The organism is Mucilaginibacter sp. PPCGB 2223 (genome assembly GCF_001705515.1).
In the GTDB taxonomy this organism is placed as follows: domain Bacteria; phylum Bacteroidota; class Bacteroidia; order Sphingobacteriales; family Sphingobacteriaceae; genus Mucilaginibacter.
Map to the genome: position 1 here is coordinate 1,806,420 of NZ_MDJS01000001.1, position 25,227 is coordinate 1,831,646.

Consider the following 25,227-nt stretch of genomic DNA (forward strand, 5'->3'; position numbering starts at 1 on the left):
CATTCAGTTTGAAGTGGCATGAAAAACGTTGAGCAAGCATTTAATAGAGCTGAAATAGCGCTGCTGAAAGAAGCATTGAAACGTAATTATAAGGAACGTTTTGAGATGGCTACCCGCTTGTATAAAATACAACAAACCATGAATAAGGCCACAATAGCACACAAACCTTTTGTCAGCAAATAATTTAATTTGTGGATATTTTCGATCAGGAAATACTTAACTTCTGGAAAGCTCTTCAGGACAATACTGTAAAATATATCCTGATTGGTGGATATGCCATCAATCTCCATGGCTATCAGCGTTTTACCGGCGACCTGAATATCTGGATTAAAGATTCATCAGAGAACAGACGAGCTTTACGCAAAGCGTTTCGGGCTTGTGATATGGGCGATTATCCTATGATTGAAAGAATGCAGTTTGTTCCGGGATGGACAGAATTTCGTTTGAATAATGGCCTTGTATTGGATATTTTAACGGAAATGAAAGGCCTTGAGAACTATACTTTTGAAGAATGTCTACAGATGGCATCCATTGCGGACATAGAAGGTGTGAGCATACCATTTTTACATATCAACCAATTAATAGCGAATAAAAAAGTTGTTGATCGACCGAAAGATCAATTAGATGTTTTGGCATTGGAGCAAATAAAAAAACTGCGCGATGGCATTTAACCTTGCCACTGCAAATTATTGGGCCTTGTATAAACCAAATGCATCACATTAATATTGCGCATAGCAAAGGCAGCCTCGCAATAACACAGATAATAGTTCCATTTTCGTACAAAAGTATCGTCGAAGCCTAATTTCTTCACTTTAGCCAGTTCGGCATTAAACTGCTCGAACCATAACCTCAGTGTTTTGGCATAGTGCAGGCCCAGGTCTTTCAGGTCGACCATGGTTAAATCGCCGGTACGGTTGATGGCGTTGTTAATCGCGGCCACCGATGGCAGCAACGAACCGGGGAAGATATATTTTTGTATCCAGTCGACGCCCTTTTTCAGGCTTTCGTAGCGGCAGTCGGGACTGGTGATCACCTGTATAGCCACAATCCCGTCCTTTTTGAGCAGGTTATTTACCTGCCTGAAGTAAGTATCCAAAAATCGATCGCCTACCGCCTCGAGCATCTCGACAGATACGATCTTATCGTAATTGCCTTTCAGTTCGCGGTAATCTTTCAACAATATCTCCACCCTGTCTTCCAGTCCGGCTGCAACCACACGCTCGCGGGCCAGTTTCAATTGCTCTTCGGATATGGTTAACGAGGTTACTTTACAACCATAATTTTTAGCCATATAAATGGCATTGCCGCCCCAGCCGCTGCCAATCTCGAGTACATGATCGGTAGGTTTTAACCGCAATTGCCTGCACAGGCGTTCGTATTTGGCATATTGGGCTTCTTCAAGGCTTATGCCATCTTTATAAAAATAGGCGCTCGAGTAAGTCATGCTCGGATCAAGGAAACTGGCGAAGAAATCGTTATTGAGGTCGTAATGTTCGGAAATGTTTTTACGCGATCCTTTCAGGGTGTTCGGGCGCCTGAAATGATACAGTTTGTTAAATACCTTTAAAATATTGAGCGCTATCGACTGTGTTTTACTGCCTGATACACCCGGCGCATTCTCGATATTCAGCAAAACCCATTTGATCACATCGGTTATGCTATCCGTATCCCACAGGCCATCAACATAAGCCTCACCAAAACCAATATCTCCATACAGGATACACCGCTTGTAAAAATCCTCGCCTTTAACGGTAATATTGGCCGATATGCCCCTGCCATCGCCTATTGAAAGTGTTTCTCCATCGTGCAGGGTAAGATTTAAAACCCCTTTTTCCATCCTGCTTAAAAACTTCAGAACTATATCCTGGTAAAATCCACTTCTTTTAACTAATGTGATAGCTTCGGACATCTTGTTTAGGTTATTTAATTTAGGTTATCTACGAGATAAAGCACCCGGAAGATTTATTAAATATACTTATTTGGATTGATAAGGCCTGTATACCTCCCGTTGTAGATCCATCTGTTCGTTCTTTTTATGAAAGGGCATTTTTTTGAGCCACAACCTGAATGCCTGCCAATGGATCATACCCATCACCTTTAAAGTGATCAGCGGAAAGCTGATAAAATATTGCAACAGCCTTGCATCTGTCAGCATCACTTTCGTTCCACTAAGGGTGCTGATAAAAAAGCGATTGCCGGCTTGATCATGGTCGTCTATCCTGATCCGGAGCTTTTCGCCGGGGATGTCCAGGTCGAAATCAAAACTGGTATCCATATCTATAAAGGGCGATACATAGAAATATTTCCCGGTATTCAGCTTAAAACTGTCTCCGTTTTTGGTTTCGGCGCCTAAAAAATACGGTTTCATCTCGCGGAAGGTATTGCATACTTCCACAACCGAGGATACCGGCTCACTGGCCTCGTTATAACAAAAGTAGAACGACACCGGGTTGAACTGATACCCCAGCGTGCAAAGGTTGGTGAGCAGCATAATACGACCACTGCCTATATCGATGCCTTGTATTTTTAAATAATCGGTAATATGCTGGCGGATGTTTTTTGATGCATCGGGGTTACCAGCCGGTAGTTGCAAATGGTCCCTGTCGCGGAAGTTGAACAGGTTGAACCGGTTACGGCTCATCAGCTTCATTCGTTTGTGCAGTACGTCGAGTTCATCCAGGTCGAGATAAAACATAAATACCTCGTAATGAAAGCTGTGCACTTTTGGCGCCAGGCGCTTGTGCATTACTTTGGCCCGGTACAAACACGAATTTAGCTGCATTATTTTACAGAGTATCTTTAGTGAATTTACGTTTTTTTTATTGATAAGGATGTTTCGTAATGCCAGCAAAAGGATATATTAAATTGCAAACACTATATTTAAGCTCCTATAACCAGCAGAATGAATTTTGATACTATAGTAACCGGGGACCTATATACGATTAAAAAAACTCTGGCTGCCATTAGTACCGATATACTTGCAGAAGGTGATTTTCATGAAAGACTGGCACCGGCCGTAAAGCAATATTCTGAACTAATGTTCGGCCTTACCGGGATAACAGAAAACCAAAGCGAGCATTTACAGGATATCATCACCAGCCATGGCAGGGCAATAGCTGCTGTAAAAGCCGGCTTTTGCATTAAAGAACCAATCAGGGTACAGCGATTCTGCCGGGGGTTATATAAAGCTGTCGTCGACAGGTTAAAACAGGAGCCTAACCGCCCTGTGCATGTGGTTTATGCCGGTACCGGCCCCTTTGCAGCATTGGCTTTACCTGTAATGATGCAATTTAAGTCTTCGCAACTACAGTTTACCCTACTTGAGATCAATGAAGTAAGTTACAATGCCCTCAGGAAAGTTTTAAAGGATCTCGAACTCGACACTTATGTAAAACGTTTTGAACTCTGTGACGCAATTACCTGGCGGGTGCCCGACGAGCGCATTGATATCGTAATAAGCGAAACCATGAACTATGCACTGATGAAGGAGCCGCAAATTAATATTATGCTCAACATGGTATCGCAGTTGGGTGATAAGGTTATTTATATACCACAGGATATCGGCGTACAGTTAACAATTGATAATGGCCGGGACTCGCTAACCCGTGTTGCCGATTTATATAATTTCAATATCGAAGCTTACCAGAAGATAATTGCCCAATCTGTAAACCATAATGGTTGGCTGTTCGATGCAACTGCTGTTGATTATCAACCCGAGGCAAAAGGAAGGCCGGTATATACCACTTCGATCATTGTTTATAATGAAGATAAACTTACCGGGCATGATTGCTCGTTAAACCTGCATCAACCCGTCCGCCCTGCTTTGCCTGATGAAGCCTGTACTTTACTGTTTACTTATCAGGATGGGGAAAGGCCGGGATTTGTATATCAGACCGCAGATAAATAATACACTTGTGTTTTTATCATACCGATTTTTCACTAAAATTGACAAGCCATTTTTATGCTTATCCTACTATGAAAGTACGCCTGTTTTTAGCCATCCTTGTTTTTGCGCTTACCCTTTCGGCATATGCGCAAATGCCGGCATCCTCCGTGCCTTTAGCCGTCCGGTCAGAATTGAGTCGCCGTTACCCGGATGCTAAAACTACGGTTTGGAGTAAGAACGACGGCAACTACGACGCCAGGTGGATTTCAAAGGCCGACGGGCCTACAACTGCTACATTTACAACATTCGGCGCATTTGTAGGTGTAACTACCGTTACACCCGTTAAATTCCTGCCTGCAGCCGTTAGCGGGTATGTTAAAAGCCACTACCATTCGGCAATAGCAGAGGCGCGCAAAAATGTGAGCGTAGTAGGCAAAATAACTTATCGCATCAAAACAAGTGCGGGCAAAACGGTTGTCTTCGATCAGGATGGCAAATGCCTTAGCCGTTAATTATTTTTCAGGCCGATCTGGTGATTGGTGTAATCCAGCAGGTATTCGTTAGTTACAAAAAAGTCGAGGCTGAAGATGGTACGGTAATCGCCTGTAATGTTTGGGTTTTCTACCGAGGTCAAATTCGCCGTGCTTGATGTGGTATAAGTATAAACGAATCCCTTATTGGTAGTAACGGTAACCTTGGTATTGACGGGTAATGCCCCTACGGTTGCTGTTTTATCCTCAATTATGGTAACTGATGGTGTGCCGGTATCGAACAACACCTGTGCCGAAGTGCTTTGCGAACCGTAAGTGATAGTTGCCGGGATGTTGGATAAATACCCGGCCGTAGCATTGTAGGTAAGCGGGTGCATGATAAAACCTGATGAGTAATCAGAGTTGATGAGCCCGATAGTCAGCAAGCCGCCAACATAAGTGCCTGTGCTGGTAAACCCTGTTGTACCTAAGGTTGCCAGCTTAAACCCGCTGGTTTGGCCGGTAGCGGTGGTAAAATAACTCAGCGGACTGGCAATTGCGCTAAACGCGTAGCTTGTACCCGGGCCAACGCCAAAAACATCGGCCGAATGCGCAACGGCCACTACGCCGGTGGTTACGTTCTGTATCTTCCAATACAAAAAGAATGGTATACGCCTGGTGGTGATGTTACCTGTTTGGTCGCCAAGCGTTATCGTAGCGTAAGCAAGGTTGCCATATTCTTTAGTAAGGCTGGTTTGATCGCCGTAGCTCATTACCGAGGTTTTGCTGGTCACCGTAATACCGTTCACCACAACCGAATCGCCCGTAACGGTTATGCCCGAACTCGTGATCATCGAGGCAGGCAGGATACCGTTCGCATCGAGCGTTAAACCGGTCGACCCGGTATCAAATATGGTGTAATATGTAACTGATTGGGTGCCCACTTTGGTAACAGGTAAAAATATCCGCTTATTGGTTCCGGAGGCGTATTCGTACAAACCCAAGGTCGCTATCGGTGTAATGGCAACGGTTTGTGAGGCCGAAACAGGGTTTACGTCACTATTATTTTTTTTACATGCATTTAAAGCGGCCAGTAATGCCAGGCCGGCAATCCGGGGTAAACCTTTTTTCATCGTCAACCAGTTTTTATCAACCTCAGGGATTTTCTGCCAGCACCTTCCGGAGGAGTTGTTTACATAACGGCGATGAATCAGGATTATTATGGCCGGGTTGATCTGTTCCTATTTCACAATATTATCCCTGCTCCACTGCGCCAGTTGTTTCATAATCGCATCGAGCGACCTGCCTTTATCGCTCAGCGAATACTCCACCCGCGGTGGTACTTCGGGATAAGCTTTCCGGATGATGATCCCGTCAGCCTCGAGCTCCTTTAAATGGCGCGATAATACTTTGAGAGCAACACCCGGGATGGAACGGTGCAATTCGCCAAACCTTTGGGTTTCATTCATCAATAGCCAGATAATAATAGGCTTCCACTTGCCACCTATCACATCGATAGACGCGGATATGGGACAATCGGCAGCTTCATCATATTTTTTTTCGATCGTTTCGGTTTTAATCATATTGAAAATCAGCAATTGTTACCTTTTTGACAGCACCTGACAAAAAGGTAATTACTTGATAAAAGTAAAGCAAGCATCTAATTTTGGCAACAGAAAACTATCAAAACTATGAAAAATACGCAAACAGAAACCTATCAAAAGGGACTCGAACTTCTGAACCATCTTCATGGCGGCCAGGCCGGCGAGCAACTGGTGAATAATCTGAAAGATGTCTGCCCCGATTTTGTCGACATGACTATTGAATGGGCTATACAAGGCATTATGGCAAGGCCGGGGCTCGATCTGCTTACCCGCGAATACCTCCTTATCGCATCGTGCACAACTCTGGGCCATGCCATACCGCAACTCAAAGCGCATATCGATGCCGCATTAAAACTCGGCGCCAGCAAACAACAGGTAGTCGAGGTGATTTTGCAGATGACCTTTTATGCAGGCGGAGCTGCAGTAAGCAATGCCCTTGCGCATGCTAAAGAGGTGTTTCAAAGCCATTCGGAATAACCATCTATCTTCATTTACAATATTTTACGATATTTGAATATGGAGATAAACGAACAGTTTCCGAAGATATACCTGTACCGGCGCATTGTACAAGCCAAACTGTTTATTGATGACCATCATCCCGAAAATATCGACCTGAACAACATCTCGGGCGAGGCGTATTTCTCCAAGTTCCATTTCATCAGGCTGTTTAAACAAGCCTATGGTAAAACACCGCACCAGTACCTCATGCAGGTGCGTATTGAACATGCCCGGCTATTGCTCAACCAGGGAATGCCTGTAAATAAGGCTTGCTATGCTGTGGGCTTCGATAGTATTCACTCCTTTTCATCATTGTTTAAACGTTTGGTAGGATGCCCGCCATCGGTATATCAGCAAAACGAGCTAAAGCGCCAGGCCGAAATGAAACGTGTGCCGCTAAAATTCGTGCCGAATTGTTTTGCGGAGAACAACGGCTGGAACAAAGAACCGCAATTTTCGATAACTGAAGTTTAAGCGGGCACCTCATCTTTGTTGCATAAACAATCAACAAATTATGATCACGAAACTTAACCACGTCAGCGTATTCGTTCTGGATCAGGACAGCGCTTACGATTTTTATGTAAACAAACTCGGTTTTAAAGTACACACTGATGCGAGCATGGGCCCGGGCATGCGCTGGCTAACTGTTACCCCGCCAGAGCAGCCCGATTTAGAGATAAGCCTGATGGCCATAGCCGAAGGCATGATGTTCAAAAAGGAATCGGCCGCAGCCATGCGCGACCTGGTAGCCAAAGGCACCTTCGGCTTCGGCGTGTTTGAATGTAACGACCTGCTGGCCACTTACGAAGAACTGAAAGCCAAAGGCGTGGTATTCACCAAAGCTCCAACCAAAGAGTTTTATGGCTTTGAGGCTTTGTTTAAAGATGACTCAGGCAATTGGTTCTCGTTGGGCGAAAAAGCCAAATAAGAAATGTTTTTGCCCGACTATTAGCTAAAGCGGTTCGGGCAAAATGGCATCATCGTACATCGGCCTACCCAATAACTGGCTGCATAGCTTCACCGCACTCGTAAAGGCATCTTCATGAAAACCGTATTTAAAGTAGCTGCCACAATAATATACCGGCCCATCTTGGTTTAGCTTCTGTAATTCATCCTGCGCACGGATAGCTGCCACATCAAAAAGCGGGTGCTCATAATCAATTTCTTTGATGATCTTTCGTTCATCGATATTACTATGCGGGTTGATGGAGACGAAGTAGTTCACTTTATCGCTCATACCTTGCAGTTTGTTCATCCAGTAAATCGTACTGGGCACCAGCCGGCCACCTTCGGCCTGTATACGATAGTTCCAGCTGGCCCAGGCCAGTTTTGTTTTGGGCATCATGCTTTCGTCGGTATGGAGAGTGGCTTTATTGTATTGGTATTTAAAGGTGCTCAACAGGCGTTGTTCGTCGGCTGTCGGTTCGTATAATAAAGCTAAGGCCTGGTCGCCATGGGTGGCGATGATGACTTTATCATAAGCCTCAAAGCTGCCATCGCTTGCGTGCACAACTGCTTTACCGCTTTCGCGGGATACTTTTACTGCTTTGCGGTTAACGTGTATCTTATCCCGAAAAGGTGCGATCAGCAGTTCGCGGTAGCTTTGGCTGCCTTTAACCGGGGTATACCATTGGTGTTGGGTATCCAGACCCAAAAAACCATGGTTATAAAAAAAGCGGATCAGGGTTACCGCCGGGAAATCGAGCATTTTTTCCATCGGCGTGCTCCATACGGCGCTGCTCATAGGCACCAGGTATTTCCACAGCATATCGTCGCCAAACTTAAACTCTTTGATGTACTCTCCAAGCGAGTAATTGGCATACCGCGGATCGTCCATGATCTTCACACTCTCTTTATTAAACCTGCCTATCTCCAGCAACATCTTAATATAGCTTAAACTGAAGATGTTTTTGCGCTGCGCAAACAGGTGGTTTACACTGCTGCCGCTATACTCCAGCCCTGTTGGCACATGCTGTACGCTAAAACTCATATCGGTTTTTTTTACCGGTGCCCCAATCTCCTTAAACAGCTTAACCAGGTTGGGGTAGGTTTTGTAGTTAAATACCATAAAACCGGTATCGATGTAAACTGGCTTGCCATGTTCATCAACCGTAACGGTATTGGTATGGCCGCCAACATAATCGTTTTGCTCGTAAAAGGTCAGGTCGGCTGTTTGGTTTAAAAAATGGCCGCAGCCCATCCCGGCAATACCGGTACCAATGATCGCTATCTTTTCCATACTAACGGATAACCTGGTTTAAAAATCGCTCGACGGTATAGGTAGCCAGTTGCCCGGACGGCCCGTTCAGGGTGTAATCGCAGCCATGCACAGCCCAGGGCAGGGTGAGCAAATAATGTTTGATGCCATTTTCCTGAAGTTTGATGTTTAAGCGGCGGCTATGCTCGTAAGCTACCAAAACATCGTTCTGGCCGTGTATCAATAAGGTTGGCACCGATGTCTTGTCTACATGCAGTATCGGCGAACTTGCTGCGTAATTACCGGGCACCTGGCCATAACTGCCGCCCAGATAATCTTCCATTACCTTGCGCGAATCCATGATCCAGCGGTTCGACGGAATGGAGTATCCCCAAACCATATCCGCCGGCGCGTAATAACTGATCACGCCCTTCACTCCCGGATCGTGCAGGGTGTAAGCGGCCAGCAAAGCTATCTGCCCGCCTGCCGAACGCCCCAGTAAAACAAAACTATTGGTGTCAATATGCAGGCTGTCAGCATGCCTGCACAGATACCTGATTGCCGAATGCACATCCTGAACCGGTGCCTGGTACTGATATTTGGGCGCAAGGCGGTAATTTATCGCAGCTACGTTATAGCCTTTGTTGGCCAGGTAACTATTTAGCTCGGGCAATTCGGTGCTATTGCCGCTGCTCCACGAGCCGCCATGTACCACAATAACACAGCCCTTGTTCCCGGCAACCTGAGATGGGTAATAGTCGAGCTTTAAGTTGTTTGTTTCGTCGTATGTGTAAACCGCCGGCACAATCTGCTTTGCACTAATACCGGTTATCATCCTGAAAAACCGGAGTGGTTTTTTACCCGGCTCTGATTTTAGACTGGCACTGCCTTTTCCAAAAGCTGCCTCAAACTCAGGATTCAGTTTAGCGGCAACGCCATATCCGCGTATCATAGGCGTGCAATACAACAACAATGCTATAATGCCAATAACTGTTGCAAAGTGATGGTATCTTTGGTCGCCATAACCCAATATCAACGCCAGTATGGTAGCGATAATAAATACCCAGCAGAACTCGGTAACCAAGATAGACAGTATCCATAGGTGATATTGGGGCGCGTGCAACACGGTAAGCCACGCAGCCAGGAACAGGAAAATGAGTAGTATCAGTCGGATCATGCGTGAGTTTTACCAAATAAATAATGACTCACAATCCATTCATTGCCCTCGTTATAGTTCCATAATTCGGCGCAGGCCAGGTAAAACAACCGCCAGTATACCCACCATTTCACAGCGTTTTCCTTTCCGTAGGTATGTTCAAACAAAGGCATAATTTCGGTTTTATGATCGTCCATATTTTTTAACCAGGCCTCGCTGGTACGGGCGTAATGCGTACCGTTAACGTGCCAGTGCTTTTCTACCTTCAGGTCATCATTAAAATAAAACAACAGGTCGTCGCTGGGCATAATCCCCCCGGTAAAAAAGTATTTGCTCATCCAATCGGTCTCATCTTTTACTTCGAACAAATAAGCATACTCCTTATGCGTAAATATATGGATAAACAGCTTGCCGTCGGGTTTTAAAAACGAGGCTACCTTAGCCATCAGCAGCTGGTAGTTGCGCATATGCTCCAACATTTCTACGGATACCACGCGGTCGAACCGATCGTCGATAGCAAAAGTATTCATATCGGCGGTAATCACCTTCAGGTTTTTGATACCGCGCTGCTGTGCCTGTTCGTCAATGTACTCCTTCTGTGTACGCGAGTTGGATACCACGGTGAAGGTGCTTCCGGGATATTTGGCCGACATAAATAACGACAGGGATCCCCAGCCGCAGCCAAGCTCAAGCACATTTTGCCCGTTCTGCAGCTCCGCACGCTGGCAGGTAATCTCCAGCATATCGGCTTCCGAAGTATCCAGGTCGGTAACACCGGGTTTCCAGTACCCGCAACTGTATTTTAAATTCCTGCCCAGGCAGTACCTGTAAAATTGTGTAGGTACTTCGTAATGTTGTTCGTTAGCTTCGGCTGTATTTACAGCTATTGGCGATGCTTTCAACTGATCGATCAAAGTCATCAGGTGCGCCTGTTGTGCTTCGACATCGCCTTTATTTTCATCGGCTAAACGCTGCCGGAGCAGTTTACGGATACCCTGCCGGAGCAAAAAATCGGGAAATTTATCCTGTTCAAGTATTCTATCGTACCACATAGGTTTAAATTAGCGTGAGGATTATACGCCTGTCATCTGATAATGTTTTTTGTAGGCTATATAACGATATTGCTGTTGCATTGGATTTGATATTTGAAGATTATTCTCAATCGGAGTTGTTTATTTGGCGTTCCCTCAGGGTCGCGCTTTCTATTGCAAGTACTCGCCACCGATGGGGTCGGCTCCGGGCTTTCCACTTCTGTCGTTAACGCAGGCTTATTGCCATATCCGCAAAAAAACTTTCAGACACATGGGTATTTATGGGTATTTTTTGATTAGGTATCCATAATCGATTATCAAATTCACAATTATTTCGGTCTCCCGCCTATTACAATATAAGCATTTTTTTGAAGATTTCGAAATAGATATTGCCATCATCAAATTATTTGAACAGAGCCGTTTGCTCTGATGCCCTCGTATTGAACAAACTACTACTCATCAAACGAACATTTATTTCTTAAACCAAGGCACAAAAACGCTGGTACTTTTTTGATAGGCTTTGTATTTTTCACCTTTCGATCGTACGGCCTGCTCTTCGGTTGCAGGTATGCCGGTTACTTTAAATAGCAGATACAAAATCACCAGCGGACTAACCGCTGCCCAATACCCATACGGCGAAGCCAGTGAAAAAACAAAATAAGCTACCCACATCAGCCACTCAAAAAAATAATTGGGATGACGTGAGTATTTCCACAAGCCAATATTGCAAACCTGGCCCTTGCTGGCCGGGGATTTTTTAAACTCTTTCAGTTGCCAGTCGGCAATGGCTTCGCCAATAAAACCTATTGCCCATATCCCGGCGCCAAGATATTCCAGTGCCGATATCGCTGCGTTAGTATTGGTAACGATAATAAAAAACGGGATAGCAAGAAAAACATTGGATAAGGCCTGCATCTGGAAAAACCAAAAAAATTTACGATCGGGGTTTGGCAACCATTCCTTACGCAATTGCTGGTAACGGCCCTCCTCCTCGCGAATGTGCCCCACCACGCGCACCAGCAGGTGTGTCCCCAGCCTGAAACCGGCAATAGCTACCATACTGCATATCAACACCTTCCTTGTCGGGTTGCCATCTGCCAGGTATAAAAGCAGCAACGCAATAACCGGAAAGTTGTACGACCAAAAGATATCGACAACACCTGCGTTCTTTATCTTATTGGCCCACACCCATACCAACGCCATTATAGCGCAGCATACCACCAGGCATATCAGCACCAGTTGCCAGATTGAATAACTATCCATTTTTGTTACCGAATAATTCTTTTAACCCTTCACCGCGTTTAAGTTTAAATAATTGTATGAGTATATAGCTGCAACTGGCAATGCTGCCCAAACAAACCAACAGCACCAACCAAAGTAATTTAGCAATTAAGCTCCTCTCTTTATAGCATAGCCAGAAATAAATAACTACTACGTTGGTATAAAAGTCCCACAAAGTGGCGCGCATCCAGGGTATCGAGCCTAAAAAGTTCCAGTTGGCAAGCAGGTTACTTTGCAGACTGGTGCTGATCACTACGTAACATATCCATATTAACAGTACGCTGAATAGTATTTTAAGTGTGGTTACTATCCTTTTAGTATTTAAGATTGATCAATGCTTCGGGCGCGCCGGGCATGTAATGATCGGATATACGTACATACTTCTGCTCCGGTTTGAAACTGAGCAATGTTTGCTGCTTTTATTCCGAAAAACACGGCATAAACGCCCTTATCCCTGGAAAATCAAACAACCAAAGCTCTTTTTATAATGCAATTTATTGGTTTATAATGGCTTAAAAGCAATTATAAAATATATTAAAAAATAGCTTGCACCCTATAGCTAATAACCCTATATTTGCACCACTTTAATCAAAACGGTTAAACGATTCCGTAGCTCAGCCGGTAGAGCATAACACTTTTAATGTTGGGGTCCTGGGTTCGAGTCCCAGCGGGATCACAGAGGTCTGAAAGACGACCACTGGTTTTTTAAGGTAAGAGGCGCTGAAAAGCGCCTCTTTTTTGTTTAAACGCGGTTTTTAGGTTAAAAATCGACGTTTTTCAAAACACTCCCTGCGCTTTTTTTAAAAATTTCAGTTCAAGTTAGTTTAATGTAATTCAAAGTAATCGGTGACCTATTCGGTGACCTATTCTTTCTTCCGAAATTAGGTCACCGAATTAATACTGGTGTCTTGTATCAGTTTGATTTTCAGTTTAAAAACGCATTGTAACATTTTTTAAACAAAAATCTCATGAAAGTAAATGAAGATCTGTCGATTTTATTTTGGCTAAAACGCCAAAAAAAGACTAAGGAAGGGTTAGTGCCTATTTATGTCCGTATTACAGTTAAGGGTGGCCGTACAGAATTTTCTTCCGGCAAAAAAATACATCCAGACTATTGGGATGAAGAATCAGGGATGGCTATGAGTGGATGTCCCGAATATAAGCTAATCAATAGTTATATTGTAAAAACTAAAGCTGAATTAGAAAAGCATTATAATCAGATTTCTGCGGTCAACAAACGCGTTCATCCTGATATGATCAAAGATGCTTATATGCCTAAACATAATTCCCAAAAAACATTAATGCAAGCAATCAAACTTCACAATGATGAATTTGCACAACGGGTTGAGAAGAATAAAGGTAGTAAGGGTACCTTAATTCGGTATGAGCGGTTAAAAGTTAAACTCCAAGATTATTTAAAGAAGAAATTAAAACTTGCGGATATAGCTTTAGAAGATATTGAAATGGCTTTTGCTGTAAATTTTTACCATCATTTGGTTATGGAGAATTTGGGAGAAAATTCTTCAATGAAATACGTTAAAACCTTAAAGCAGATCATCGACCGAGCTATTAACGAAGGCTGGACTAAGCATAATACAATTAAGGGATTTAAGTGTACCTATGTGGACCCAGACAGAGAAACTCTTGAAATGCACGAATTAGTTGAAATGTATGAAAAGAAAATTTCTGTACAACGATTAGAGGAAGTTCGTGATGTATACGTTTTTTGTTGCTTTACAGGCTATGCTTATGAGACAGTTTATAAACTTGAACCGGCGAATATCTTTAAAGGGCTTGACGGTAGATTATGGATTACAAAGGATAGACAAAAAACAGGTGTTGAGGAAACTGTTCCCCTCATGCCAATTGCCTTGGCTATAATAGAAAAATACAAAAACCACCCTTATTGTATGAATGAAAACAAACTACTGCCCGTGAATAGTAATGTTCGATACAATGCCTATATAAAGGAGGTGGCAACAATTTGTGGCATTAAAAAGAAGCTCACTACGCATACAGCAAGACACACATTTGCAACTACCGTTTTATTAGAAAATGATGTACCTATAGAAACAGTAGGAAAACTATTAGGGCATAAAGATTTACGTTCAACACAGATATACGCCAAAATCACTAAAAGAAAGATTAGCAACAATATGTTGGCACTGGAAAGCAAAATTTTTGGGGAAAAAGGATTGATAAAAGTATCATAGGGTATTTAGTATACTAATCCTCAACTTAAAACTCTCAGGGATGCTGAGAGTTTTAAGTTTAACAAACGCAAATAAGAATATCCATTTAAAATGGATGCTCACCGCCACCTAACCAATCGCCTGTAATATGCCATACCTCGTAGTGATATAACCACAGTGAAGTCCAGGGTATGATGGTCATACTAATTAGATCACTCGGCTTAAATTCACCATATATAGGGCGGTACAAACACAGGCGTTCTTCTGAGTACAAATGTTCAGGCATTTCGCCTTTAAAATTCTTTTCAATTTTAGGATTAAGCAATGTTATTTCTGGCTTATCACCTATCGGGTAAACAATTTGAACAGTGTAGGTAATACTTCTGGAGGTTGGTTGCAAATAACCAACGGCTTTCAGTTTATAACCTGCTACACCTACCGCAAAGCCAGGCCATTGAACTCGGATTGCCTGGGCTTGCACAGAAAGTGGCTTGGCTATTAATAAGCTATTATTGCAATACATTAGTCTCCAAAAAAAGTATTTGTCTTAACTGCTGCGCTTGCTATTGTACCGGCTTTTACAACATTCCCTGTCTCCCGGCTAATACCCAAATTCTGGGATTTGCGATAACTTTCAAGCAAGGTGGTTTGGTCACGCTGCGCTTTAGTGAACAGATCATCGCCAAATAATCCTTTTAAAATACGGCTTTCGGTGATCACCCCATGTTGTTTTTTCAGTTCCTGCCACTCATTGTACAGGTGAAGTACAAACGCTTTAAAGGCAGTATAATATTGCGGCTCTACATCCCACTTATCAGTAAAGTCTTCCTGTGCGTTTACAGGATTGAGGATCTTCAGTCGCGATGGCAAATAGTTTACATTATGGCGTATTTGATTTACTATATTTTCAACCGTATCAAAGATACTTTCTTCGCCATTATAATATAATCCGGCGATAGTTGTTAAAATAATACTTGATGTTTTATAGGTATCATCCTCCTGAAAGTAAATATCTCGGTAACGTTTAATTAGCTGCACCCCTCGTTGCAGCGGTTTTTTATACTTAAAGTTATCAGCGGGGATATTTTCTGCTCTCAGCGCCTTTTCCAGTAAGCTAACCTTTACGGTGTTTGCCCGGTCTATAAACCACTTTGCATAGCCACGCGGGTTGCTGCTTACCCATCTACCTAACTCATGATCAGGAACGCAAAGCCTGTTTTCATCCCAGTCAAACTCCTGTATACCAGGTAAAATGTCCATGTGGAAATCACCGGAATAGTTTAGGCGTATACAGCGTTTCTTTAATTCCATCATTGCCTTATACGTTTCATGTTCACCCAGCCTGCGCTTCAACTCCTGGTATATGCGTTGAGGAGTATGCGAAGTGTGATTGGTTTTGATATGCAAGGCGATATCCAGGTCGAACTCATCTTTACCTATGGGTTTTACCGTGGTAAGGATACGCACGGAACCATGTGGATATAGTTCGTACGCAAAAGGTTTAAAGAACTTTTCATCTTTCTCTATCCAGGATTTGATGGCTTCATAATGCCCTTTCATCCTATCATAACGGCTATCGCCGAGTTGCAATGATTCCGCCATTCTATCCAGAATGTCATCTATCTGCGCTTGTCTGTTGTTTAAATATATCATTTGGGTAGAATTTTAAATGTATGTGGTAATATGGTGCGACCATCATTGGTAGCACCTTTTCGGATTTCGTCAGGGCTTGCAAAAACGATTTGTTCGTTATGGCTGATTAAATCGGCAATAGCTTTCTTTTGAGCATCAGTTTCCGGGCGTAACTCATAGATCTCGGCATAGCGAAGTTCATCAATAGGATAAACTGGCGATTTTAAAACACCTTCGGTGTGTTTGCAGATGAACACGTACTTCACATGTTTAAAAATATCTTCCTGCAACAAGCCCGGCTCAACCAGTTCCTCGTAAAACTCTCGCCATGGGTCCATTTCCCGATTTTTGCGGCTTTCAAACCATTTTAGAAAATCAATGAGGTTCTTACGCTTTTTAAGCCGTATCCGCAGATCGTGATCTGTTTTTTCATCACGCGGCACGTGGTCACAGGGTTCAATCCCCAGCTTATCAAATAGCTCACGGTTCTCTTCTTTAAAATATTTGAATGCGCCGCCAATCGGTTGGTAGCCCACCCGGTCATTTTTATGCCGCTTAATCAATACATACCTACCGTTCACTTCTATGCGAAACAAATAGGCCACAGTAACACGTACCGGCTGATTGGGATTAAATATTTTTGTCTTTAGTAGATTCCAGTGCTTTTTATTCTCCACCAAAAACACGATCAGATCAATGGCCCCGCCTAAAACAAAACCCAAAGCGATCTTAAAAATGGTAGACTTCACATCTGCCGCTTTAATAAAAATGCAGGCTATAAAACCCGCGATACCTATAATAAAACTGATCTTCCCTTTTAAATTCATATACTCCTTTCTTTTTTATAACTTCCCCTGTTTTTTGGTTCCGGCTTATTAACCCTCCCTGGTATATATATAACCGGATGCTTAAAAAAGTTCCCCACTGGGGGAAAATGAAACTAAGCCGGTTATTATCACTATGATTATAGGTCCCCACTATAGCAATAATCAAAGACGATTTTCAACGTTAAAAGAAAACGATTGGAAAGTTGTACTCCGAAAATGCACAAAACACGTACGTATAAGATTAAAACAAAGGACTTTGAGCGGCGCTCATAGTTCCGGAAATTTAGGCACCAATCCCGTTGATCATTACCTTGAGATTGCCTACACTAAACTGCTGGGTGGTGAATGGGAATGGAAAGAAAAGTTTACGTTGTTAGAACAGATGATCCGTTTGATCGATCATGAAATAAGTGCCGAAGTTGAAAAATATAAAACACCTAAATCAAAAGCGTTGCGTATCGAATACACCGATATCACTGATGAATTTTATGTACCAGACGATTCTGAGGTAACGGTAGATGAAGAAAATACGTTTAAGGAGCAATGTGAAGCTTTAAAGAGCGCAGCCTCCGGAGATACCGAATTAGAAATGATATATGAAGCGATCTGTGAAGGGATGAAACGAGCTGATATTGCCGAACTGCTGGGTAAATCACCCAAGCAGTTTGATAAACTGAAAGAGAAATTGGTTAACAAGGTAAAAAAATCACAACAATCCTGAAGCTATGCCGACCAATAAGCAAATTTTAAACAACCTATATGGGTTAATGCTGGAGATCAACTACCAGCAAGACGATCAGGATGTGTTAGCGGAATTAGAAGCTAAACCAGATTCGGTGGTTAACAATCACCTGTTAAAGATCAAACAATTAACAACTAAATTAAAAGCTGAAGCAAACCGTCAGCGTTACGCAGATGCCGTAAGCCAACTTCAACTTTTAAAACAAAAAGGCATTGAGGAATTTAAAAAACTTTTCAGTCCAGTCGATCAGACAAGGTTAGTGCCGATGTTTAATAGGTTTACCGAACTTTCTCAAAAGGACGAACAGGAGATTTTAGAAGATCAGGAAATGCTCCAGTTCATGGAAATACTTAAAGACCGCGCAAACGAGGCTGATAGCAATAATGGTTAACCCTGGTAACAAGGCGCTTCAGTTGCTTCATGAGTTTGGCTGGTCAAAACCTGGCGATCTGTCGATGGAGGATATCGTTTTTTCGTTAAATGGAGTGCTAAAATTTCAGCCACTGTCTGGTTCAGAGGGACGTATCTTGATTAAGGGTGACAGCGCCATTATTACGGTAAACTCTGCAATAAACTATGAACCAAGAAAAAATTGGGTGATCGCCCATGAAATTGGACATTTTTGTCTTCATAAAAATGTAATCCCCTTGTTTTCCGACACTGAAAAAACTCTATCTGATTGGTTTAAAAAAGGCCCTCAAGAACAACAAGCCAATGACTTCGCTTCGGAGTTGCTAATGCCTTCCCCATTATTTAAACAAAAAGTTTTCGGCAAAAAACTGGATATAACCTTAATTCAAGATACTTCCCAATTCTTCAATGTATCGTTAACTGCAACTTTCCTGAAATACAGATTTCTCGGCGATTTTCCTGTCATGATAATTTTTATAGAAAACGGAAAAGTCAAATGGAAGCAGTTTACTCCGGGATTTCCTTTTGAATACATTGAATATGAAAGTAAAGTGCCCGTTTATACTGTTGCAGGTGATTTATTCTACAACAACTCTAAAGAAGTAAAGCCGGAAAAGGTAGCCGCAATTGAATGGTTTCCTGACGATTTTAGAATAAAAACAAAAACATCATGGCAGCTTTGGGAACAGTGTTATAGGGTCTCTGATACCGGTATCGTAGCTTGTCTTTGGACCTATTAATAATCAACATGATTTATTTGGAATAAGTTTCAAATCTTATTTTTCAATGGGTTTAATTTTAAATATAAGTCTTTATAATGTTTCAAAGTATTAAAAAGATTATTCTCTTTTATTTTCCAAAATATCCAACCATTAACACTAAGATTTACGATTGCACGAGCAGCTCCACTTGGGTAAGGAAAATTTTTTAATTGTCCATTTATATCTAATGTAATTGATCCGTCTTCGTTTAAAACACCAACTATGTTTTCGTCTACGGAGTTATAAACGGATGTTCCAGGAAGAATTATTCCTGCATCAATTATCATTTGTAAAGTGACATCTGCTATTTCAATATACCCCATTGTTACGTACTTTTATATCATTAAACTTAGACAAAAGTAAATTAGAAACTCGGATAATTAGTTTTCAATTAAGGTTTTTTACTAATTCCTTTAGTTTACATTTGCTATGATTTATCATATTAAATGGCAAAGGCGCGGATGCAAATAAGTGATTTTTTAAATAAAGTGGTTCAAGGTGATTGTCTGGAGGTTATGAAAAATATTCCATCCGGAAGCGTAGATATGGTTTTATGTGATTTGCCATACGGGACAACTCAAAATAAGTGGGATTCTGTTATTAATCTAAAAAAGCTATGGAAAGAGTATGAAAGAATTATTAAAGACAATGGCTGTATAGCCCTCACTTCCCAAGGATTATTTACGGCCAAATTAATATTGAGTAATGAAAAGCTTTTTAAGTACAAGATAATTTGGATTAAATCAAAGCCTACCAATTTTTTAAATGCTAAAAAGCAACCGTTAAGAAAACATGAAGATATCTGCATCTTTTATAAAAAGCAGCCTACATATAATCCGCAAATGACAATTGGTGAACCTTATGATAAAGGTATCCGAAAAGATCAGTTTACTGGTAGTTACGGGGATTTTAAACCGCGGCATGTCAAAAGTAATGGCGAACGCTATCCACAAGATGTGGTTTTTTTTGAAGAACAAGATCTAATTGATGATTTTATTTATATCAAAACAGCAGAATCCGAAGGTGCGGTTGTTCACCCTACGCAAAAACCCATTGAGCTTGGCCGTTATTTGATTAGAACCTTCACAAATCCCGGTGATATTGTTCTGGATAATGCATGTGGGAGTGGAAGTTTTCTGCTATCAGCAATTCGTGAAAATAGAAACTTTATAGGCATTGAAAAAAACGAGCTTGTAATGTTACATAAAAAACAGCCAACTGATTACATTAAAGTTTGCGCAGAAAGAATTGAAGAAACATTAGCGAAGGATGGAATTGAAACGGAAATGTTAAATTGCTTCCGTAAACCTTTATTACAATTCCACACTTTAAACTATGAAATATAATGAACGTGCTTGGGCAGGACAATTAATAAGTTGGATTGAAATTGCAATAAGTGAAGGTCGAACCATATTTGAAGGTGCTACAAATGACATGGGCATCAAACTTGCTTCAGGAGTAACCAAATTTCCAGACATTCTTCTTTTCTCGGACAAAACCTCAGGTTTGATATTTAATGGTTGGGAATTAAAATATCCTGATACTGCTGTTGATGATCAAATCATGCTTATCAATGCCCTTGAAAAAGCAGAGCGGTTACGTTCAGGATCTTTTGTCACCTGGAATGGCAGAGAAGCAATTATTTGGAAAATTAATTCCGATAATTACAAAGTAGATTCACTCACCATAGTCAAACATTATCCACCCGACCCTAACATAAACCTGCGTGAAGATCTTTCTGATCCTGTAAAATTTCGGAATAACGAAGCAAAATTAAGAAAACGTTTAGACGAGATACTACATGATCTGGGTCAATTAAGCGAATCTGGAGAACTTAAACCGGCTATTAATGTTTCTGGTAGTTTTATCGAGGCAGTTAGAAACGCTTCTGAAATAATTTTACCGCAATTCAAGTCAGAGATAATTCAAAAAAAAGGTTCAAGTAAAAATTTTCGCGATGAATTTAATGCTTGGAAAATCTATGAGCGAGCCACTTTACAAATACTTGCCAGTTCTTCAAGACGAAAAGAAGAAGTAATTGAAGAGGAGGTTTTAGCAAAGTTCACATTTTATAATCTGATAGGGAGAGTTTTGTTTTATTTAACCTTGGCTGAAAACCTTGAAGGCAAGCTGGAAAAATTAGATATAATCAGTGCAGATGGTATTAAGGAAAAGTTAAAGTCGTATTTTGAATTGGCAAGCAAAATTGATTACCAGGCGGTATTCAAGCCATATTTTACTGATATAATAGAATTTAATGAGGTTACAAATCAGGCTTTTTTCGCTTTAATAAGCCGCTTTTCGGAATTTGATTTCAAAATTCTTCCACCTAATGTTATTGGTTATATACTTGAGAATCTTGTACCTAAACAGGAAAAACAAAAATTTGGTCAATACTTCACCCCAGAAATATTATCAAATTTAGTAGCATTTCCGGCAGTTCAAACCCGCAAGTCATTCCTATTTGATCCTACGTCGGGGGCAGGCACATTTTTAAATTCTTTTTACAAAATCTTAAAATATCATGGAGCTAAAGATCATGGGCAAATTCTTGAGCAAATTTGGGGAAATGATATTTCCCATTTTCCAGCCATATTATCTGTTATTAGCTTGTATAAACAAGATGTCCAAACAATAAATAATTTTCCAAGAGTTACACGGGAGGACTTCTTTAGCCTTGAGCCTGGTCAAAAAGTGATGTTCCCTGACCCAGAAGTCTCTGGGCAACTCATTGAAGAACCAATTCCTTTATTTGATGGTATAGCAAGTAATTTTCCATTTATTCAACAGGAAGACATACCTAATGACATTTTAACCCCATTTTTTAGAGAAATATTTTTACTTGGACAAAGAGCATTCTTAAAGGATAACAGTTTTAGAATAAATGAGCGTTCCGATTATTTTGCCTATTGTGTATATAATGCTTGGCGTTTTCTCAAAGTCGATGGAATACTGTCTGTAATTACATCAAATGCATGGTTGGGTAAGGAGTATGGTGTTCAATTCAAACGTTTTTTATTGGATAACTTTCATATTAAGTATGTTGTGAGAAGCAGTGCAGAGCATTGGTTTACTGATTCGAAAGTTTCCACTATTTACGTTGTATTGGAAAAAGGTATTCTAAAAAAGCCAACGAAATTTATAACTGTCAACTTTAAACTTAATGACCTTCTATCGCCGCAGGATGAAGAGATCCAACTCAGCAGAATTGAAGATTTTTATACAGAAGTTGATCATTGTGACAGTAAATTTAATAAAAATTGGACTGAGGATGTCGCTTACAACGGTGTCTTCCTTAAATTGGACGGCAGTATAAAAGTAAGTATAATAAGCAATACTTCGTTATATTCATCACTATCAGACAGCAGTAACTGGGCAACCTTTTTTACTGCTCAAAATTTGTTTGGACCGTTTGAAAAAAGCCTTGCCAAGTTATACCCTGATGTTATCAACAGCTTTCGAGGTCAGAAAACTGCTTGGAATCCTATGTTTATAATAAAAAATGATGAGGTTGAAAATACAAAAATCGAAAAGCAATTCTTAAAGCCTTTTATTAAAGGGCCTAAAGATTTCGATTCCATCAAATTTGGCGGGAAGTTTAATAATTATGTATTTAGCTGTGAATTGCCAATTGAAGAAATAAAAAAAAATTATCCAGGCGCTTATCAATGGATTAAAAAATTTGAAAACGAACCTAATTCAAACGGAAGCAAAACAATTAGTCAAGCAACAGGAAATCGTCCTTACTGGTATACAATTAAACCTAAACAAGCGCACATTGTAACTGCCATTAATCCTTATCAAAGAATATTTTTTGCTTACTCAACTGAAGGATTTTTAGTTGATCAACGTGTTACCCCAATCAATGTCAAACCAAATAATTTGGAAATTGACACTGAACTTGTGGCTGCTTTATTAAACTCATCGTTAAATATTTTGATCATGGAAATGAGGGGTACCGGTAGAAGTTTAGGTGCTTTGGATTTGAATGCAGATTATTTTAAAGAATTAAAATTGCTTGACCCAAGGCTACTTTCAACCGAGGGTAAGATGCGCATCAAAGATGCATTTCAACCTCTTTTAGAAAGGAAAATTAAAAATGTTGTTGACGAGTTAAAAATGCCTGACCGAAGAATATTCGATTTAGCAGTACTCAATGCATTTTCAATAGATCAGTCGGTCTTGGATTCTATTTATGAACATCTTTCGGTCGCAATTATTGAAAGAATAACAATGAAAGAAAAATAATGATGCTTAACAAACCGTTTTTGGCGAAATGTGATGATCGCAGGGTACTTCCTAAGGAACATCCAACAAGCGGTAACCCAGATGACTGGTTTCATAACGATTTAATCTCTAAAGTAGGGCTAACCGGAATTTCTTTCGATTATTTCATTAATTGGAAAGAATCGTCGCCTATTGTTACGCCAGTAATTTGGATTAAGCGATTTTTGCAAACAGAGTATAGTTATGATGCATTGTTGGGAAATGTAGACAAAGCAATTAAGGAGGAATTCGGGACCAATTATATTAAAGTTCTTTCTGAGTTTGCAAATAAATATTCTTTAGCTGTTCAATTTATCATTTTTAAAGATGAGCAGGATTGGACAAGCGCTTCAAGCCAAATATGTATTGTTAATTTAAATCTTGATAATAACACTTTTGAACCAGATTTAATAAATTTAGATGGGTTTAAATTATTAATACAAACTTATTCTGGTGGAGCTGTCAGTGTGGGAACCAAAGGTTTGATTTATGGAACATCACGGCTTGAATGTACACTATCTCATACTAACGCTGCTTATCCAGGCGATATGGATCTTTTAGTGTTGAATGAGCAATTTTCGCCAGTTTTAATGTTGGAATATAAAAAAGACACTCAAGGCGGTCCAATTGAAAATCAAAAATTATCTAATTATTATCCAAGTAGAGATAAAAGAAAATATGATAGATTGGCTATATTCAGAGACTTCTTACAAACCCAAGTTCAACAAATTCCTATTGCCGTAGTTTATTATTCTACAAGCACGGCAATTACCCAAATAAAAATCGAACTTATCAATGGGGAACCAAACGCCGTAAAATCCCTGGCATCAAAGGTTTTTAATAAAAATCAAACAGGCAATCACGAAGGTTCCGCCGATTTAATTAAGGCAATTGTAGATAAATATTACATTTTATAAATTCTTACAGCAAAAACCGTTGGTAGCATTCGTACTCCCTTTGCTGTATTGAATGGGTTTTTAATTTGCCAAATTTTCGGTGCTTTCGATGTAGCATCATAAACATAATACAAAAAGTAATTTTTCAATTTTTTGGCTTTCCTAAATTCCGAACCAGTTATATAAAAATCTGCGTGACCAGATAACTTGGTAGTGGCTTTGACCTCGATATACTTTTTAGAACCATCTAAGTTTCTTGATAAAACATCATACCCAAGACCATCTTCTTTTTCTGCTACCCACTTTACTTTTGCCGCTAAATCAGGGCGGCCAAGAGCTTTTAAATTTTTTATCTCTGAAAAAAAAACTATTTGTTCTCCTCGATCACCAATTGCTTTGTTTTTTTTATTACGTTTCAAATAATCAGGCTTGCCAATGGAGATAGGAATTGTTGTTTCATTTTCGACAACAGTCGTATTCGCATCTAAATCAACTTGTTGATTTAATAATGATGCTTCAACAAGTGAAATGTCAGGAAAATTCGGAACTCTGTTGTCTTCATTTTTTGATGCCGTCTCTGGATAATAATTATTATATAGCTCGTCATTTAGGAACATAGCAAATTTCATAAGTGACCAACCCTTCATCACTGAATCAGAGTTTTTAAAACTTATAAGTCTTTGTTGTTTATAAATGGCAACTTCCTTATGGCTATTTAAATCGTCAAGATTAAAGTATTTTAAAATATCATCGAGGTAATTTGACGCGTAAATACTTAAATAGATATCGGGAAAGTAAGTAGCGAGAATTTTGCCTTTTAGTTTTTCTCCTATCATTGAATTTGCAATTGCCGAGTAATTATGGGCTTCTCCAAATCCTATCAAAGCCACAATTTCTTGTTTTATTCTTCGAAAAGCAATGTCTATGGATGTGCCATACTTAGCAGTATGGCGATATATAACGTTTTTATCTTTTCCATGGGTGCCATACCACAAACCATATTGCGATGCAGGGCTGCCGGAAATTCTTCCAAAGGAGGCTAATTTTTTTTCCATCCAATAACTAAAGGTCTCTATATGATCTCTTCCATGTCTTCCATATACATAGTGATCTAAAGCGATGTTGTTTATTCTATTCTTCGGAAATTGGACGTAAAATTCAGTTAATAAATTTTGGATTTGAACTATGCGAGTTTGGTCAAAATCATTTAAAAATTTCTTTTGCCTTTTATGAAGATCCTTTAATTTCATATTATATCGAAAATTAAATAAAAAATCCCTAACACTCGCTGCCAGGGATTTTTACCTAAACCTTATCACAATTAGCCGGTAGGAACCAGCTAACAATTGCGCAATCTAACAAAATATTTTATTTTAG

28 protein-coding genes and 1 tRNA gene are annotated in these 25,227 nt (G+C 40.4%); 15 read left to right on the forward strand and 14 right to left on the reverse strand.

Going from position 1 to position 25,227, the window contains the following annotated elements:
* Positions 1–18: 18 nt before the first annotated feature.
* Together BEL04_RS24200 and BEL04_RS07800 are read left to right on the forward strand one after the other, a co-directional pair.
* Positions 19–183 carry a hypothetical protein gene (locus BEL04_RS24200; protein WP_175404019.1) on the forward strand — a complete coding sequence of 55 codons (165 nt, stop codon included), beginning with the start codon at positions 19–21 and terminating at the stop codon, positions 181–183.
* An 8-nt stretch (positions 184–191) separates the two neighbouring features.
* On the forward strand, positions 192–671 hold the full coding sequence (locus BEL04_RS07800; RefSeq protein WP_066002011.1) for a nucleotidyltransferase: 480 nt from the start codon (positions 192–194) through the stop codon (positions 669–671).
* On the opposite strand, the gene BEL04_RS07805 is transcribed toward BEL04_RS07800, so the two are convergent.
* Together BEL04_RS07805 and BEL04_RS07810 are read right to left on the reverse strand one after the other, a co-directional pair.
* Positions 668–1,909, reverse strand: coding sequence for a cyclopropane-fatty-acyl-phospholipid synthase family protein (locus BEL04_RS07805; protein ID WP_066002014.1), 1,242 nt, complete (start codon positions 1,907–1,909; stop codon positions 668–670). The genes BEL04_RS07800 and BEL04_RS07805 overlap by 4 nt on opposite strands.
* A gap of 66 nt (positions 1,910–1,975) precedes the next feature.
* Positions 1,976–2,782: a DUF1365 domain-containing protein gene (locus BEL04_RS07810; RefSeq protein WP_066002017.1), complete on the reverse strand. Its 807-nt coding sequence runs from the start codon at positions 2,780–2,782 to the stop codon at positions 1,976–1,978.
* 120 nt (positions 2,783–2,902) lie between these two features.
* On the opposite strand from BEL04_RS07810, the gene BEL04_RS07815 reads away from it, so the two are divergent.
* Complete coding sequence (locus BEL04_RS07815; protein WP_066002022.1) at positions 2,903–3,907, forward strand: hypothetical protein; 1,005 nt, start codon at positions 2,903–2,905, stop codon at positions 3,905–3,907.
* Between the two features lie 68 nt (positions 3,908–3,975).
* Positions 3,976–4,398 (forward strand): PepSY-like domain-containing protein, encoded by a 423-nt coding sequence (locus BEL04_RS07820; RefSeq protein ID WP_066002024.1) that lies wholly within the window; start codon positions 3,976–3,978, stop codon positions 4,396–4,398.
* On the opposite strand, the gene BEL04_RS07825 is transcribed toward BEL04_RS07820, so the two are convergent.
* Positions 4,395–5,489 (reverse strand): hypothetical protein, encoded by a 1,095-nt coding sequence (locus tag BEL04_RS07825; RefSeq protein ID WP_066002025.1) that lies wholly within the window; start codon positions 5,487–5,489, stop codon positions 4,395–4,397. The genes BEL04_RS07820 and BEL04_RS07825 overlap by 4 nt on opposite strands.
* 108 nt (positions 5,490–5,597) lie before the next feature.
* Positions 5,598–5,939, reverse strand: a complete 342-nt coding sequence (locus BEL04_RS07830) for a helix-turn-helix domain-containing protein (protein WP_066003552.1) — start codon at positions 5,937–5,939, stop codon at positions 5,598–5,600.
* Between the two features lie 108 nt (positions 5,940–6,047).
* Between BEL04_RS07830 and BEL04_RS07835 the strand changes: the two genes are divergently transcribed.
* Genes BEL04_RS07835 through BEL04_RS07845 form a run of 3 tightly spaced genes read left to right on the forward strand, consistent with a single transcriptional unit; the run spans position 6,048 to position 7,386 of the window.
* Positions 6,048–6,437 (forward strand): carboxymuconolactone decarboxylase family protein, encoded by a 390-nt coding sequence (locus BEL04_RS07835; protein WP_066002026.1) that lies wholly within the window; start codon positions 6,048–6,050, stop codon positions 6,435–6,437.
* Positions 6,438–6,476: 39 nt separating this feature from the next.
* Positions 6,477–6,932, forward strand: coding sequence for a helix-turn-helix transcriptional regulator (locus BEL04_RS07840; protein ID WP_066002027.1), 456 nt, complete (start codon positions 6,477–6,479; stop codon positions 6,930–6,932).
* 40 nt (positions 6,933–6,972) lie between these two features.
* The gene (locus BEL04_RS07845; protein ID WP_066002034.1) at positions 6,973–7,386 is read left to right on the forward strand and encodes a VOC family protein; all 414 of its coding nucleotides are present in this window, start codon (positions 6,973–6,975) and stop codon (positions 7,384–7,386) included.
* 24 nt (positions 7,387–7,410) lie between these two features.
* On the opposite strand, the gene BEL04_RS07850 is transcribed toward BEL04_RS07845, so the two are convergent.
* The 5 genes from BEL04_RS07850 to BEL04_RS07870 all read right to left on the reverse strand — a co-directional run bounded on the left by BEL04_RS07850 (position 7,411) and on the right by BEL04_RS07870 (position 12,451).
* Positions 7,411–8,697 carry an NAD(P)/FAD-dependent oxidoreductase gene (locus BEL04_RS07850; RefSeq protein ID WP_066002036.1) on the reverse strand — a complete coding sequence of 429 codons (1,287 nt, stop codon included), beginning with the start codon at positions 8,695–8,697 and terminating at the stop codon, positions 7,411–7,413.
* 1 nt (position 8,698) lies between these two features.
* The gene (locus BEL04_RS07855) at positions 8,699–9,832 is read right to left on the reverse strand and encodes an alpha/beta hydrolase (protein WP_066002038.1); all 1,134 of its coding nucleotides are present in this window, start codon (positions 9,830–9,832) and stop codon (positions 8,699–8,701) included.
* Entirely contained in the window at positions 9,829–10,863 is a 1,035-nt protein-coding gene (locus tag BEL04_RS07860; protein ID WP_066002040.1) for a cyclopropane-fatty-acyl-phospholipid synthase family protein, read from the reverse strand. The genes BEL04_RS07855 and BEL04_RS07860 overlap by 4 nt, the downstream gene beginning before the upstream one ends.
* Before the next feature lie 450 nt (positions 10,864–11,313).
* On the reverse strand, positions 11,314–12,105 hold the full coding sequence (locus BEL04_RS07865; RefSeq protein ID WP_066002042.1) for a DUF1295 domain-containing protein: 792 nt from the start codon (positions 12,103–12,105) through the stop codon (positions 11,314–11,316).
* Positions 12,098–12,451, reverse strand: a complete 354-nt coding sequence (locus tag BEL04_RS07870; protein WP_083227805.1) for a DUF1475 family protein — start codon at positions 12,449–12,451, stop codon at positions 12,098–12,100. Before BEL04_RS07870 ends, BEL04_RS07865 begins: the two co-directional genes overlap by 8 nt.
* A 275-nt stretch (positions 12,452–12,726) precedes the next feature.
* Here BEL04_RS07870 and BEL04_RS07875 point away from each other — a divergent pair.
* Together BEL04_RS07875 and BEL04_RS07880 are read left to right on the forward strand one after the other, a co-directional pair.
* Positions 12,727–12,799 (forward strand) — tRNA-Lys (locus BEL04_RS07875).
* Positions 12,800–13,091: 292 nt separating this feature from the next.
* Positions 13,092–14,336 (forward strand): site-specific integrase, encoded by a 1,245-nt coding sequence (locus BEL04_RS07880; RefSeq protein WP_066002045.1) that lies wholly within the window; start codon positions 13,092–13,094, stop codon positions 14,334–14,336.
* 85 nt (positions 14,337–14,421) lie between these two features.
* Here BEL04_RS07880 and BEL04_RS07885 read toward each other — a convergent pair whose 3' ends face one another.
* The 3 genes from BEL04_RS07885 to BEL04_RS07895 are packed head-to-tail and all read right to left on the reverse strand — an operon-like array spanning position 14,422 to position 16,774.
* A complete protein-coding gene (locus BEL04_RS07885; RefSeq protein ID WP_083227806.1) occupies positions 14,422–14,838 on the reverse strand; it encodes a hypothetical protein in 417 nt (138 codons plus the stop codon).
* Positions 14,838–15,968, reverse strand: a complete 1,131-nt coding sequence (locus BEL04_RS07890; protein WP_066002046.1) for a nucleotidyltransferase — start codon at positions 15,966–15,968, stop codon at positions 14,838–14,840. Before BEL04_RS07890 ends, BEL04_RS07885 begins: the two co-directional genes overlap by 1 nt.
* The gene (locus tag BEL04_RS07895; protein WP_066002047.1) at positions 15,965–16,774 is read right to left on the reverse strand and encodes a hypothetical protein; all 810 of its coding nucleotides are present in this window, start codon (positions 16,772–16,774) and stop codon (positions 15,965–15,967) included. Before BEL04_RS07895 ends, BEL04_RS07890 begins: the two co-directional genes overlap by 4 nt.
* Positions 16,775–17,030: 256 nt before the next feature.
* Here BEL04_RS07895 and BEL04_RS07900 point away from each other — a divergent pair, with 256 nt between their 5' ends.
* Genes BEL04_RS07900 through BEL04_RS07910 form a run of 3 tightly spaced genes read left to right on the forward strand, consistent with a single transcriptional unit; the run spans position 17,031 to position 18,667 of the window.
* Positions 17,031–17,495, forward strand: coding sequence for a sigma-70 family RNA polymerase sigma factor (locus BEL04_RS07900; RefSeq protein WP_066002048.1), 465 nt, complete (start codon positions 17,031–17,033; stop codon positions 17,493–17,495).
* A gap of 4 nt (positions 17,496–17,499) precedes the next feature.
* On the forward strand, positions 17,500–17,907 hold the full coding sequence (locus tag BEL04_RS07905; protein ID WP_175404021.1) for a hypothetical protein: 408 nt from the start codon (positions 17,500–17,502) through the stop codon (positions 17,905–17,907).
* Positions 17,900–18,667, forward strand: a complete 768-nt coding sequence (locus BEL04_RS07910; RefSeq protein ID WP_066002052.1) for an ImmA/IrrE family metallo-endopeptidase — start codon at positions 17,900–17,902, stop codon at positions 18,665–18,667. The genes BEL04_RS07905 and BEL04_RS07910 overlap by 8 nt, the downstream gene beginning before the upstream one ends.
* A gap of 29 nt (positions 18,668–18,696) precedes the next feature.
* Here the strand turns inward: BEL04_RS07910 and BEL04_RS07915 are convergent, their stop codons facing one another.
* Positions 18,697–19,011, reverse strand: coding sequence for a DUF4357 domain-containing protein (locus BEL04_RS07915; protein ID WP_066002054.1), 315 nt, complete (start codon positions 19,009–19,011; stop codon positions 18,697–18,699).
* 123 nt (positions 19,012–19,134) lie between these two features.
* On the opposite strand from BEL04_RS07915, the gene BEL04_RS07920 reads away from it, so the two are divergent.
* The 3 genes from BEL04_RS07920 to BEL04_RS07930 are packed head-to-tail and all read left to right on the forward strand — an operon-like array spanning position 19,135 to position 23,871.
* Entirely contained in the window at positions 19,135–20,034 is a 900-nt protein-coding gene (locus tag BEL04_RS07920; protein ID WP_217493606.1) for a site-specific DNA-methyltransferase, read from the forward strand.
* The gene (locus tag BEL04_RS07925) at positions 20,024–22,936 is read left to right on the forward strand and encodes an N-6 DNA methylase (protein ID WP_066002057.1); all 2,913 of its coding nucleotides are present in this window, start codon (positions 20,024–20,026) and stop codon (positions 22,934–22,936) included. Before BEL04_RS07920 ends, BEL04_RS07925 begins: the two co-directional genes overlap by 11 nt.
* Entirely contained in the window at positions 22,936–23,871 is a 936-nt protein-coding gene (locus tag BEL04_RS07930) for a hypothetical protein (RefSeq protein WP_083227807.1), read from the forward strand. The genes BEL04_RS07925 and BEL04_RS07930 overlap by 1 nt, the downstream gene beginning before the upstream one ends.
* Here BEL04_RS07930 and BEL04_RS23835 read toward each other — a convergent pair.
* Positions 23,859–25,100 (reverse strand): DUF3883 domain-containing protein, encoded by a 1,242-nt coding sequence (locus BEL04_RS23835; protein WP_083227808.1) that lies wholly within the window; start codon positions 25,098–25,100, stop codon positions 23,859–23,861. The genes BEL04_RS07930 and BEL04_RS23835 overlap by 13 nt on opposite strands.
* Positions 25,101–25,227: the final 127 nt, after the last annotated feature.

Excerpts from the sequence above, each read along its gene's own strand:
- BEL04_RS07805 (WP_066002014.1), bottom strand. The coding sequence starts at position 1,909 with ATGTCCGAAGCTATCACATTAGTTAAAAGAAGTGGATTTTACCAGGAT.
- BEL04_RS07825 (WP_066002025.1), bottom strand. The coding sequence starts at position 5,489 with ATGAAAAAAGGTTTACCCCGGATTGCCGGCCTGGCATTACTGGCCGCT.
- BEL04_RS07920 (WP_217493606.1), top strand. The coding sequence starts at position 19,135 with ATGGCAAAGGCGCGGATGCAAATAAGTGATTTTTTAAATAAAGTGGTT.
- BEL04_RS07850 (WP_066002036.1), bottom strand. The coding sequence starts at position 8,697 with ATGGAAAAGATAGCGATCATTGGTACCGGTATTGCCGGGATGGGCTGC.
- BEL04_RS07810 (WP_066002017.1), bottom strand. The coding sequence starts at position 2,782 with ATGCAGCTAAATTCGTGTTTGTACCGGGCCAAAGTAATGCACAAGCGC.
- BEL04_RS07860 (WP_066002040.1), bottom strand. The coding sequence starts at position 10,863 with ATGTGGTACGATAGAATACTTGAACAGGATAAATTTCCCGATTTTTTG.
- BEL04_RS07895 (WP_066002047.1), bottom strand. The coding sequence starts at position 16,774 with ATGAATTTAAAAGGGAAGATCAGTTTTATTATAGGTATCGCGGGTTTT.
- BEL04_RS07820 (WP_066002024.1), top strand. The coding sequence starts at position 3,976 with ATGAAAGTACGCCTGTTTTTAGCCATCCTTGTTTTTGCGCTTACCCTT.
- BEL04_RS23835 (WP_083227808.1), bottom strand. The coding sequence starts at position 25,100 with ATGAAATTAAAGGATCTTCATAAAAGGCAAAAGAAATTTTTAAATGAT.
- BEL04_RS07885 (WP_083227806.1), bottom strand. The coding sequence starts at position 14,838 with ATGTATTGCAATAATAGCTTATTAATAGCCAAGCCACTTTCTGTGCAA.
- BEL04_RS07865 (WP_066002042.1), bottom strand. The coding sequence starts at position 12,105 with ATGGATAGTTATTCAATCTGGCAACTGGTGCTGATATGCCTGGTGGTA.
- BEL04_RS07890 (WP_066002046.1), bottom strand. The coding sequence starts at position 15,968 with ATGATATATTTAAACAACAGACAAGCGCAGATAGATGACATTCTGGAT.
- BEL04_RS07880 (WP_066002045.1), top strand. The coding sequence starts at position 13,092 with ATGAAAGTAAATGAAGATCTGTCGATTTTATTTTGGCTAAAACGCCAA.
- BEL04_RS07910 (WP_066002052.1), top strand. The coding sequence starts at position 17,900 with ATGGTTAACCCTGGTAACAAGGCGCTTCAGTTGCTTCATGAGTTTGGC.
- BEL04_RS07855 (WP_066002038.1), bottom strand. The coding sequence starts at position 9,832 with ATGATCCGACTGATACTACTCATTTTCCTGTTCCTGGCTGCGTGGCTT.
- BEL04_RS07835 (WP_066002026.1), top strand. The coding sequence starts at position 6,048 with ATGAAAAATACGCAAACAGAAACCTATCAAAAGGGACTCGAACTTCTG.
- BEL04_RS07830 (WP_066003552.1), bottom strand. The coding sequence starts at position 5,939 with ATGATTAAAACCGAAACGATCGAAAAAAAATATGATGAAGCTGCCGAT.
- BEL04_RS07905 (WP_175404021.1), top strand. The coding sequence starts at position 17,500 with ATGCCGACCAATAAGCAAATTTTAAACAACCTATATGGGTTAATGCTG.
- BEL04_RS07815 (WP_066002022.1), top strand. The coding sequence starts at position 2,903 with ATGAATTTTGATACTATAGTAACCGGGGACCTATATACGATTAAAAAA.
- BEL04_RS07925 (WP_066002057.1), top strand. The coding sequence starts at position 20,024 with ATGAAATATAATGAACGTGCTTGGGCAGGACAATTAATAAGTTGGATT.
- BEL04_RS07930 (WP_083227807.1), top strand. The coding sequence starts at position 22,936 with ATGATGCTTAACAAACCGTTTTTGGCGAAATGTGATGATCGCAGGGTA.
- BEL04_RS07845 (WP_066002034.1), top strand. The coding sequence starts at position 6,973 with ATGATCACGAAACTTAACCACGTCAGCGTATTCGTTCTGGATCAGGAC.
- BEL04_RS07840 (WP_066002027.1), top strand. The coding sequence starts at position 6,477 with ATGGAGATAAACGAACAGTTTCCGAAGATATACCTGTACCGGCGCATT.
- BEL04_RS07915 (WP_066002054.1), bottom strand. The coding sequence starts at position 19,011 with ATGGGGTATATTGAAATAGCAGATGTCACTTTACAAATGATAATTGAT.
- BEL04_RS24200 (WP_175404019.1), top strand. The coding sequence starts at position 19 with ATGAAAAACGTTGAGCAAGCATTTAATAGAGCTGAAATAGCGCTGCTG.